The sequence below is a fragment of the Pseudomonas sp. Pdm06 genome, assembly GCF_014851795.1.
GTDB classification, from domain to species: domain Bacteria; phylum Pseudomonadota; class Gammaproteobacteria; order Pseudomonadales; family Pseudomonadaceae; genus Aquipseudomonas; species Aquipseudomonas fluorescens_AA.
In genome coordinates, this window is the sequence record NZ_JACVAH010000002.1 from 588,412 (window position 1) to 601,388 (window position 12,977).

General features: G+C 64.0%; 1 protein-coding gene (running past one end of the window). It reads right to left on the reverse strand.

Features of this window, described 5'->3' with window-relative positions:
• Window positions 1-12,977, reverse strand: the end of a protein-coding gene (locus tag IB266_RS31055; RefSeq protein ID WP_412548289.1) for a non-ribosomal peptide synthase/polyketide synthase. It continues 17,914 nt past the right edge of the window; the window shows 12,977 of its 30,891 coding nt (coding positions 17,915-30,891); the start codon falls outside the window, past its right edge; it ends in the stop codon at window positions 1-3.

Consider the following 12,977-nt stretch of genomic DNA (forward strand, 5'->3'; position numbering starts at 1 on the left):
TCATACGTAGTCACTGGCGGCCTCCTCGTCGAGCATGGGAAGGCCGTCCTGCCACCAGGCTGCCAGGTTGTGTACGTGAGGGGCCTTGAGGATCGTGAAGTGGTTGCCCGGACCGTACCAGATACTGAGGTCGGGGATATGCTTGCGCCATCCTTCGATCATTTGTTCCTGTTCGCGTTTGTTACCGGCCGTGTCCAGGGTTGGATCATCGGCCAGCACCAAGCGCACCGGCCCGGTGTAGCGATGTTGCGGTTGATACACCGTGCGCAGGGCCGTACCGAAGGCCCGCGCCGGACCGCGCATCGAATCCACCGCCGAACGCTGCGGCAGCATGCCGGCCCGTACCATGCCCGCATGCAGCAAACGCATCTGCGCGGTATCGTCCTGGGTACCGAAGACCGTGGCATCGATCCCCAACGACTTGCCAGAAGCCAACTGCATCGCCTCGATCAGCCGATTCAGCACCCCCGTCGCGGTATAGGGCTTGCCCACCACCCCGTTGCCGCCCGGCGACTCACTGTCGATCAGCGTCAACGAGGCCACCTTGCGACCCCGGGCATGCAGGCGGGCCGCCATTTCGAACACGATCCAGCCGCCGAAGGAATGGCCGAGCAGATGCACCGGCCCCTCCGGTTGGACCTTGTCGATCGCGTCGAGGTACACCTGGGCGGCCGTCTCCACGAGGCTGAAAGGCTCCGTGCTGCCATCCAGCCCGCGGTGCTGCAGCCCATGGATAGGCCAGTCAGGACCGAAGGCATCGGTCAACCCGATAAAACCGGTGACGCTGTCGCCGGCACCTGGCACGCAGAAGATCGGCGCTCGATCGGCACGCCCGCCCTGGATCGTCAGCAGCGGCTGGTAACCGCTCTTCGGTGAGGGGGCCGGACGCGATGCAGCGGTGTGGAGTGCAGCAGTGATGGCCTGGCCCAATGCCTTGACATGAGGCGCTTGCATCATGCTCTGGTGGTTACCCGGAACCTTGACGCAATGCAACTTAGACGTGGGCAGGACAGCGTCCCAGCCCAGGTAGCCGGAGTGCTCGGGCGCGTCGTCCTTGCGTTCTTCGGCCACCAGCAGATGCACCGGTACGGAAATCGGATACACCGCGTAATGGGCCAACGCGTGACCATGGGCCACTTCGCGATCGAGGTACTGCCAGAGCTGCTCCGCGCTATAGACGGCCAGCTCGGCAGGCAGCAACGCCTCGTCACGGCAATGCTGCACCAGGCCTGTGAAATCGAATCGATCCAATTGTCCTTGCAGATCGGCCAGATTCTCCAGGATCACTGCAAGTACTTCTTCGCCAGGCAACGAAGCCCTCCAGAAAACATCGCAGCGGTCCAGCAGATGCAGCTTGTGGGCTTCGTCCAATGCCCAGCGCGACCGGCCCTGATCCACCAGCCGAGGCAGATAGCTGTCGATGAGACCGACGAACTCGACCTCCTCGTCCAGGCCGATCAGCTGGATCGCGGTCTCGTAGGCCAGCACGCCACCGAACGACCAGCCGGCCAGGCGATAAGGCCCTTTGGGTTGTACCGAACGAATGATCCCCACCAGGCGCGAGGCCATGCACTCCATCGTTTGCAACTGCGGCTCACCCCATTCGACGGCAGGCAAGCCATACACCGGGATATCCGGATCGATGTGCTTGCCCAGCATCGGGAAGTACAGGTCCAGGCCACTGAACTCGTGCACCAGGAACAGCGGATTCTGCTGGCCAGTGGTACGCACCGGTACGATGGCCTCCTTGACCTGGGCATCCTCGGTGCGGGCCAGCAGCATCGATGCCATCGACGCGACGCTTTCGTGCTGGAACAGCTCGGCCAGCGAGATGGTCAGGTTGGCCTGTGCCAGCAATCCGACCAGCCGGATCGCCAGTAGTGAATGACCGCCCAGCTCAAAGAAGTTGTCGTGACGACCGATCTGCTCCAGCTTCAGGACGTCGGCCCACAAGCCAGCCAGCGTGACTTCCAGGTCGCCTTGCGGCGCCTCGTAGTCCTGGCTCCCATAAGCGTGCATTTCCGGTACCGGCAACGCCCCGGTGTTGACCTTGCCGTTCAGTGTCAGCGGCAAAGCCGTCAATCTCACGTAGGCCGCCGGGATCATGTATTCCGGCAGCACGGAGCGCAGTTGGGCGCGCAGGACGTCCGCATCGAGGTCCCCACCGTTCTCGTGCTCGGTGTAATACGCGATCAGGCGCTTGTCGCCCGGACTGTCTTCACGCGCTACCACCAGGGCCTCGCGCACCCCATGGCACTCGTGCAAACGGGCCTCGATCTCACCGAGCTCAATACGGAAGCCACGTATTTTGACCTGACCGTCATTGCGATCCAGGTATTCGATGGTGCCGTCGGGCAGCCAGCGGCCAAGATCGCCACTGCGGTACAGGCGCGCGCTCCCCGAATCGCTGAACGGATCGGCAATGAAGCGTTCCCCGGTCAGGTCCGGCCGGTTCAGGTAACCAAGGGCCACCCCGACACCCCCGATATGGATCTCCCCCGCGACACCCACAGGTACTGGTTGGCGCGCGGCATCGAGGATATACACCCGGGTGTTGGCAATAGGACGGCCGATCGGAACACTCGTTGCGCCATGTGGCACGGCAGAGACCACATGGGTCGTCGCAAAGGTGGTGGTCTCGGTGGGACCGTAGCAATGCACCAGCCGCAGCGAAGGAGCATGGGCCAACAGCCGCCGGAAGGAAGCCGGATCACCGCGCTCGCCACCGCACAGCAGGATCCGCAAGCCTGCCAGAGCATCCGGGATCAAGACCAGGTACTGATTGAACATGGCGGTGGTGACGAACAGCACCGACACCTCGGCCTCTGTCAGCGCCTGGGCGAATTGCGTCGGGCTGAGCAACGTTTCGTGATCAATGATCACAACGCGCCCGCCGTTGAGCAATGCCCCCCACACTTCCATCGTACTGGCGTCGAACGCCGGGTTCGAGGCGAACGCCACGCGATCCTGTACACCGAAATCCGCGTAGCCGTTATTGATCGCCAATCGGCCTATGGCCAAGTGCGGCACGATCACCCCTTTCGGGTGGCCCGTGGAGCCCGAGGTGTACATGATGTACGCCGGTGTATCGCTGGTTTGACCGGGGAATACCGCCGGCCGTGCAGCCTGGATCAATTGCAGTGTGTCCAGGTCCAATCGCGGCATGTCTTCCGGCAAGGCCCTGTCACGGGTCGTCAACACCAGCACCGCGGCACTGTCTTGCAACATGAAACGCTGCCGCTCCTCGGGCGCATGGTGGTCCAGCGGTACATAGACGGCGGCGCACTTGAGGATCGCCAGTTCGCTGATGATGAGCTCGAACGAACGGTTCAGCATGATCGCGACTCGAGACCCTGGCTGGACGCCCCGTTCAAGCAAGCAATGCGCCAGGTGATTGGCTCGCTCGTGCAGCTCCCGGTAGGTGAGTTGCTGCGCCCCATGCTGGAGTGCAATCGCGTCAGGCCGGGCCCTGACCTGGGCCTCGAACAAGCCGTGGACCGTCTCTTCGCGGGGATAGACCGTGTCGGTCGCATTGAAGTCGACCAGCAGTTGCCGGCGTTCCGCCGCTGGCAATATCGCCAGCTCACGCACGGGTGCCTCGGGCGTGCGCTCAAGCGCATCGACCAGGCTTTCCAGCGCCGTGTGCATGTAGCCGCAGATGCGTTCTGCCCCGATGCGCGACTCCGCCAGGGCGGTCAGCACAAAGGCCTCGCCGAGGTCGTCGATGTTCAGCGACAGTGGATAGTTGCTCCACTCCTCGCCGCCGAGCCCCTCGATCCCGTTCCAGGCCGACTGGGCCTCCTCGGTGACCTGCGTTGCAGTGTGCCGGTAGTTCAGCAGTGCACTGAACAACGGCGTCGACGTAGCGACACCGCTGCAACGCTGTGCCAGTGCCAGCGACGCATGCTCGTGTCCCAGCAGCGCGGTGAGACGCGCATGCGTTGCCTTGACGCCTGCCCGGGCCCCGTCGACGCCGACGTCAACCCGCAGCGGCAAGGTGTTGATGAACAACCCTAGCGCCCGATCGGCCCCCTCACCGCCCTGCATCCGGCCCATCAGTACGGTACCGAACACCACGTCTTCGCGCCCGGACACGGCGCCCACCACCCGCGCCCAGGCCAGGTGATGCAGGCTCGCCGCGCTGACGCCAAGCAGTCGCGATTGTGTCCGCAGACGACGATTCAAACTGTCGTCCACGCCCAACCGGGCCTGTTCGATGACATGGCTGTCGCCCTGCACGTCCTGCAGACCGAATGGCAGGGTCGGCTCCTGGATATCCTGGAGCATGTCCCTGAAGAACGCCTCGTGGGCGCTTTGCGTCACGCCAAGCCGCGCCTGGGCCACGTAGTTGCGATACGGCACAGCATCGCCCAACTGAGCCTGCTGCCCGAGCAAGTACGCTTGCATATCGTGCTGGATCACCTCCAGCGCGGTGTGGTCGAGTGCAATGTGATGAAACAGCAGCAGCGCGACCCAGCGCTGGTGCTCGTCGTCATAGGCACAGGCAAGCCGCATCATGGGCGCCTGGCGCACATCGAGCCGAGAGTGCCGAGGGTCGAAACGCTCACGAAGCTGCGTCGCCACGTCCTCGCCCGGCTCGACCGTACAGGTCTGCACCGCCAGCGGCGCTTCCCGCAGCACCACCTGCACCGGCTCGCGCAAGCCCTCCCAAAGCACAGCCGTGCGCAGGATATCGTGGCGGTCGATCACGCCTTGCAGCGCACTCACGAACGCATCCAACCGGGCACGGTCCTCCAGGTTGAACATGGCCTGCTGCACATAGAGATCGCCCTGCGACGAAACCAGGTGGTGATACAGGATCCCTTCCTGCAATGGCGCCAGGGCGTAGATGTCCTGGACATTGCTCACGCCACCGGGCACCCAGGCAACGATGGCGTCGACTTCCTGCTGTGTCAGGTCGGCAAGCGGCAACATCTGCGGGGTGATCCGCTCACAACCCGGCACGATGCCGTTGTCCGGCACCACGATTTCCGTCGTACCGCCCACGGCTGCCGCCAACGCGGCCAGGGTCGGCTGGCCGAACAGCACGCGCACATCGGCGCTCAAGCCGGCCTGGCGCATGCGCTCGATCAACGTGACCGCCAACAACGAGTGCCCACCCAATTCGAAGAAGTGGTCATGACGCCCCACCTTTTCGACCTTGAGCAGCTCGGCCCACAGTTGTGCCAGTGTCGTTTCCACAGCGCCCTGCGGCGCTTCGTACTCACGGGTAATCACCGACGCCAGGTCCGGCGCCGGCAATGCCTTGCGATCCAGCTTGCCATTCGGCGTCAGCGGCAGCGTATCGAGCCGCACGTAGGCGCTCGGCACCATGTATTCCGGCAGTTGGGCTTGCAACTGTGTTCGCAGGTTTTCGATCTCGACACTGTGCTCGTCACCGTGCACGGTGAAGTAAGCCACCAGGCGCTTGGCCCCCGGCACGTCTTCGCGAGCCAGCACCACGGCTTCCTTGATCGCCTCATGCTGGGCAAGCTTGGCCTCGATCTCGCCGAGTTCGATACGGAACCCACGGATCTTCACCTGATCGTCGTTACGCCCTAAATAGTCGATGTTGCCATCCGGCAGGTAGCGACCCAGGTCGCCGGTGCGGTACATCCGCGCATTCGCCGCACGGCTGAACGGATCCCGCAGGAAACGCTCGACGGTCAGTTCCGGACGGTTCAGGTAACCCCGCGCCACTTGCACACCGCCGATGTATATTTCCCCGGCCACGCCCATGGGCACCGGTTGTTGATGGCTATCGAGCAGGTAGATCCGGGTGTTGGCAATCGGCTTGCCGATCGGCGTGCTGTCCGGGGTGTCCGTCCCCGCGCAATCCCACGCGGTCACGTCCACCGCCGCTTCGGTCGGACCGTACAGGTTGTACAGGCCAGTGTGCGGCAATTGCGCCTTGAAGCGCCGCACCAGATGCCCCGGCAACGCTTCGCCGCTGCACATCACCTGACGCAACCCCTCGCACTCGCCAGCTTCACCATGGGCCAGGAACACATCGAGCATCGACGGCACGAAGTGCAGCGTGGTGATGCCCTGGGCCTGGATCACTTCGCGCAGGTACGCCGGGTCGCGATGCCCGCCAGGACGGGCCATCACCAGGCGCGCACCGCTGAACAGCGGCCAGAAGAACTCCCACACCGACACGTCGAAGCTGAACGGGGTCTTTTGCAGCACCGCGTCTGTGGCGGTCAGTCCGTACTCGTCCTGCATCCACAGCAGGCGGTTGACCACCGCGCCATGCTCGTTCATCACGCCCTTGGGCAGGCCGGTGGAGCCCGAGGTGAAGATGACATAGGCCAGGTGATGGGCATGCAGGCCTTCGACCTGCGGATTGTCGGTTGGCTGCGTCGAGAACCCTTGCGCCTCATCCAGCAGCAAGGTTAGCGCCTGCGTCACCGGCAGGCTCGCCTGCAACGCACGTTGGGTCAGCACCACCATGGGCGCGCTGTTCTCCAGCATGTAGGCCAGGCGCTCGTGAGGATAATCCGGGTCCAGCGGCACATACGCCGCACCGGCCTTGAGAATCCCCAGCAGGCCCGCGACCATGTCCAGGCTGCGATCGGCACAGATCGCCACGCGGTCATCCGGGCGAATGCCCAGTTCCAGCAGGCGATGGGCAATCTGGTTGGCCCGCTCATTGAGTTGCGCGTAACTCAGTTGCGCCTCGCCGGAGACCACGGCAACCGCGTCCGGACTGGCCGCGACCCGCGCCTCGAACAGGCCGTGCAGGGTCAGGCCCTGCGGGTAGTCGACCGCAGTGGCATTGAGCGTTTCCAACAGGTTCTGACGCTCGTTGTCACCCAGCAGCGGAATCTGCGCCACGAGGGTCTGTTCATCAGCAACCATGGCCCGCAGGACACTCTCCAGGTAGCCGAGGTAACGCTCCATCGTGGCGGGGTCGAACAACGCCGTGGCGTATTCCAGTGCCCCGAACAGGCGCCCGTCGATCAGGGCCATGTCCAGCAACACGTCGAATTTCGCGGTGCGGCTGGTCACACCCAGCCCTTGCAGCGATATATCGCCCAGTTCCAATCCCGTGGCTTCGTTGTTCTGCCATGACAGCATGGCCTGGAACACCGGGCTATGGGACAGGCTGCGCAATGGCCGGACCACCTCCACCACCTGTTCGAAAGGCAGGTCCTGGTGCGCCTGGGCATCCAGGGTCCGAACCTTCACTTGTTGCAACAAGGCTTGCACCGTCAGTTCATCCGCCACATCGACGCGCAGCGCCAGCGTGTTGACGAACAGGCCGATCAAGCCCTCGACTTCCGCCTGCATGCGGTTCGCCACCGGCGTGCCGATGACAACATCGTGCTGGCCGGAGAGGCGACTGAGCACCGTGGCCCAGGCGGCCATGACCGTCATGAACAAAGTGGCACCATGGCGCTGGCTCAACGCCTTGAGGCCTTGGGTCAGGGTTTCGTCGAGGACAATCCCCACCGCCGCGCCGGCGTGATCCTGCTGCGCAGGCCGTGGCCGATCGGTGGGCAACGTCAACAGGGCCGGTGCGTCGGCCAGGGTTTGCCGCCAGAAGCGTTCCTGTTGGTCCAAGACCTCCCCGGTGAGCCAGCGCCGCTGCCAGAGGGCATAGTCCGCGTACTGAATCGGCAACGCCGGCAATGGATCGTCCTGCCCCTGACGGAACGCCTCATACAGCACGCCCAACTCATGGGTCAGCAGATCGGCGGACCAACCATCCGAGACGATATGGTGCAGGGTCACCAACAGCACGTGATCATCGTCCGCCATCCGCACCAGTCGGCCACGTACCAACGGGCCGTGGGCCAGGTCGAAAGCCTGGCGAGCCTCTTCCTCGGCCAGGGCCATCAGTTCGGTTTCGGCGTCCGCTCGCCCTGCCAGGGCCTGCAACCGCAACGCGAAGCCGACATCCACCGGGGCAATGCGCTGCTCTACTTCCTGCCCCTGCGCCTGCACAAAAGTGGTCCGCAAGGCCTCGTGGCGGGCCACGATACGGTCCAGTGCACGCGTGAGCGCCGAAGTATCCAGCGTGCCTCGCAGGCGCAGGCCCGTGGGGATGTGATACGCCGCACTGGTCCCATCCAATTGCGCCAGGAACCAGAGGCGCTGCTGGGCGAAAGACAACGGCAACGCCTGTTCGCGGGACACCGGCACGATACCGGGCCGGGTGCTGTGCGCCGCCTGGGAGAGCACCTGGGCCAGCGCACTCAATTGCGGTTGGGCAAAGACCTCCCTCAGGTTCAGCTCCACGCCCAATTGTTCGCGCACCTGGGCGATCAAGCGCATCACCAGCAAGGAATGCCCACCCAGTTCGAAGAAGTGATCGTGGCGGCCCACCGACTCGACCTTGAGCAGGGTTTGCCAGATCTGCGCCAGAACGATTTCCGTGTTGCCCTGAGGCGCTTCATGGGTGCGGCTGGCGTACGCCTCGGCATCGGGTGCCGGCAACGCCTGGCGGTCGAGCTTGCGGTTCGGCGTCAGCGGCAGCGCGACCAGGCTGACGAACGCACCTGGCAGCATGTACTCGGCCAGCTGCACCGACAACTGCGCACGCAAGCTCGCCGCGGTCAGGTTCACTCCAGCCTGCGGCACCACATAGGCCACCAGGCGCTTGTCGCCCGGCGTGTCTTCGCGCACGATCACCGCCGCTTCCTTGACCCCGGCACAGTCACCCAGCCGGGCCTCGATCTCGCCCAGTTCGATACGGAAGCCACGGACCTTGACCTGGAAGTCGTTGCGCCCCAGGTATTCGAGGCGTCCGTCCGGACGATAACGGGCCAGGTCGCCGGTCTTGTACAGGCGCGCATCGGGCTGGTCGCTGAACGGGTCGGCCAGGAAGCGTTCGGCGTTGATGGCGTCAAGGTTCAGGTAACCCCGCGCCACACCGTCGCCCCCGATGAAGATTTCCCCCGCGACCCCGAACGGCACCGGCTGGCGGTGCGCATCGAGCAGGTAGATACGGGTGTTGGCCATCGGCCTGCCGATGCTGGCATTGCCGAGGATGCCATCGACCGCGTCATGCTCCATGTAGGCGGCGGTGCAGGACACCGTGGCCTCGGTCGGGCCATAGGTGTTGACCAATCGGGTATGCGCCGGACGAACCGCGTCCCACATCTGCAGTTTCTGCGTCGACAAGGCGTCACCGGTGACGTTGATCAACCGCACGTCGCGCAAATAGTCCCGAGCCTGGGCCGGCGAGTTGTGCCATTCGGCCGCGAGGGTATGCCAATGGGCCGCTGTCAGGTGCAGGAAGGTCGGGCGAATATCGCCGTTTTGTTGCAACTCGGCACTGCCAAACAGCTGTCGGGTCGGCGCCAGGGTGGCACCGGCCAGCAGCGCCGGGAAGATCTCTTCCACCGACAGGTCGAAGTTCAAGGTGTTCTGCTGCAACACCGTGTCGTCCGGTGTCAGGCCGAACAAGCGGACCGCATCGACGCAGTAGTTGACCAGGCCCCGGTGTTCGATCATCACCCCTTTGGGGTTGCCGGTGGAGCCCGAGGTGTAGATGACGTAGGCCAGGTGACGCACGCCCAGGGACGCAACGAGCGGATTGTCGTCGCGACCGGCGGCAATGCCACAACGCACGCGCTCGGCGCGGTCGAGCAGCACCACCGGCACCGTCAACGCGGGCAGACGATCTAGCAACTCACCTTGGCTCAGCAGCGCCACCGGGGCACTGTCGGCGAGCATGTAGGCCAAGCGTTCGGCTGGAAACGCCGGGTCGAGCGGTACGTAACCGGCACCGGCCTTGAGAATGGCCAACAGACCGATGAGCATGTCGGCACCGCGTTCAACGCAGATCGCCACCCGATCATCCGGGCGGATGCCCAGGCCGATCAGGTGATGAGCCATCTGGTTAGCCTGGCGGTTCAGTTCGGCGTAACTCAGTCGCTCATCACCGAACGCGACAGCGATGGCGTCCGGTCGAGCCTCGACCTGGGCTTCGAACAACTGGTGGATGGTCTGTTCACGTGGGTATGCGGCCTGGGTCGCGTTGAGGCCTGCCAGCAAATGCTCACGTTCGGCGTTGTCCAGCAGCGCGATCCGTTCGATCCGGGTCTGGTCACTGGCGACCATGGCCCGCAGCAGGCGTTGGAAGTAGCCGAGGTAACGCTGCACCGTGCCCTCGTCGAACAACGCCGTGGCGTATTCAAGGGCACCAAACATCTGCCCTTGGATCTCGCTCAGTTCCAGGGACACGTCGAATTTGGCAACGTTGCTTGCCGCACCCAGGCCTTCGAGTTTCAAGTCCCCCAGCACCAGTTCGGTGTTGTCATGGGTCTGCCACGACAGCATGGCCTGGAACAGCGGGCTGTGGGCAAGGCTGCGCACCGGTTTGAGCACCTCTACCACTTGTTCGAATGGCAGGTCCTGATGCGCCTGGGCGCCAAGGGCCTGGGCCTTGACCCGGGCCAGCAAGGTTTCCACCGTCGGCGCCCCCGAGAGATCGATGCGCACGGCCAAGGTGTTGACGAAGAAGCCGATCAATCCTTCGACTTCCGACCGCGTGCGGTTGGCCACCGGCGAGCCGATCACCACTTCATCCTGGCCCGAAAGCCGGCTCAACAACGCCCCCCAGGCCGCCATCATGGTCATGTACAAGGTGACGCCGTGGCGCTGGCTCAGGGCCTTGAGGCTCGCGGTCAAATCGGCGTCGAAGACCACCGGCAATGTCGCCCCGGCATAGTCCTGTTGCGCAGGACGCGCACGGTCGGTGGGCAGCATCAACAAGGCTGGCGCATCGGCCAGGGCCTGTCGCCAGTAATCGCTTTGGGTTTGCAGCACCTCGCCGCTCAACCAGCGACGTTGCCAGACAGCGTAGTCGCTGTACTGCACCGTCAACGCCGGCAGTGGATCGTCCAGGTCATGACGAAACGCTTCATAAAGCGCCGTCAATTCCTTGATCAACACGCCAATGGACCAGCCGTCCGAGACGATGTGGTGCATGGTCAGCAGCAACACATGGTCTTCGCTGCCGAGGCGGACCAGCCGGCCCCGGATCAATGGCCCCTGCTCCAGGCTAAAGGTATCAGTGGCTTCCTGCGCCGCCAGTGCGTGCAGTTGGCCCTCGGCATCGGCCAGGCCGCAGAAGTCATGGTGCAGTAGCGCGAACCCGACATCGACGGGCGCGATACACTGCCGAGCCTCCTGTCCCCGCACCTGCACGAAGGTGGTACGCAGGGCCTCATGGCGGGCGACAATACGGTCCAGAGCCCGCTGCAAAGCGAGGCGGTCCAGCACACCGCGCAAGCGCAGCCCGGCGGGTATGTGGTAGGCCGCGCTCGCCCCTTCCATCTGTGCCAGGAACCATAGGCGCTGTTGGGCGAACGACAAGGGCAAGTCGTCCTTTCGAGAAACCCGGACGATCTCCGGCAACGTGCTGCGCCCGGCAAGGGCCACTGCCTGCGCCAACCCCATGAGCTGGGGCTGGGCGAACAGTTCGGTCAGGCCCAACTCCACACCCAGGCGCAGACGCACCTGGGAAATCAATTGAATCGCCAGCAACGAGTGGCCCCCCAGTTCGAAGAACTGGTCATGACGACCGACCTGTTGCAGGCCCAGCAAGTCTTGCCAGATCTGCGCCAAGGTGGTTTCGACCTCGCCTTGCGGGGCTTCGTAGCCACGGCTGATGACGGCATCCAGATCCGGCGCCGGCAGCGCCTTGCGGTCGAGCTTGCCGTTCGGTGTCAGTGGCAACGCGTCCAGGCGTACGTAGACGGCGGGCACCATATAGGCCGGCAGTTGCGTTTGCAGGTGCGTGCGCAGGGTTTCGATTTCTACTGCTTCGTCAGGCGAATGTTGGGTGAAATAGGCGACCAGGCGCTTGTCGCCCGGTACGTCCTCACGGGCCAGGACTACGGTTTCGTTCAAGGCATCGTGTTGCGCGAGCTTGGCTTCGATCTCGCCCAACTCGATGCGGAAACCACGGATCTTCACCTGGTCATCGTTACGGCCCAGGTATTCGATGTTCCCGTCCGGCAGGTAGCGGCCCAGGTCACCCGTGCGGTACATGCGGGCGTTCGGAGCCGTACTGAACGGATCCTTGAGGAAACGTTCAGCCGTCAGGTCGTCGCGGTTCAAGTAACCACGAGCGACCCCGGCACCACCGATGTAGATTTCACCCGGCACGCCCAGCGGCACGGGTTGCCCGTGTTCATCCAACAGATAGAACTGGGTGTTCGCCACCGGTTTGCCGATATGCGCGGCAAATCCGTCTTCGCGGGCCATCGATACCCAGCTTGAGTAGGTCGTGGTTTCCGAAGGGCCGTAGAGGTTGCACAGGCGCTTGACCTGGGTCTGTTCGAACAAGGTTTCAACCAGGCTGCGCTTCAAGGCTTCACCGGCGACGTTGACCGTGTCTACACCCTCGCCCAGCCCACCGGATTCCAGCAAGGCCTTGAGCGCCGAGGGCACGGTGTTGATCAGGGTGATGTCGTGCTCGCCCTGCTGCAGTTCCAGCACATTAGTGACCACTTCGATGCTGCCACCCGAGGTCAACGGCGCGAAGCACTCGTAGACCGCCAGGTCGAAGTTCAGCGACGTCGAGAACAGGGTTTTCGACAGGGTTTGAGCGTCAAATGAGCGATGGGCCCAGGTCAGGAAGTTCACCGTGTTGCGGTGTTCGATCATCACGCCTTTAGGCAGACCGGTCGAACCCGAGGTGTAGATGACATAGGCCAGGTGCGACGAGCTCAGGCCCGGCACCTGCGGATTGGGCGCCGCCTCGTCTTGCCAGATGCCTTTGTCGAGGTCGATCACCGGTATCGCCGTTTCGCCCAGCAAGTTGCGCGTAGTCCCTTGAACCAGGATCGCCGCCGGGGCGCTGTCTTCCAACATGTAGGCGATGCGGTCCAGCGGGTACGCCGGATCCAGCGGCACATAACCGCCGCCGGCCTTGAGAATTGCCAGCAGCCCCACGACCATGTCGATACCGCGCTCGACGCAGATCGCCACCCGCGAATCGGGCTCCACGCCCTGTTTGC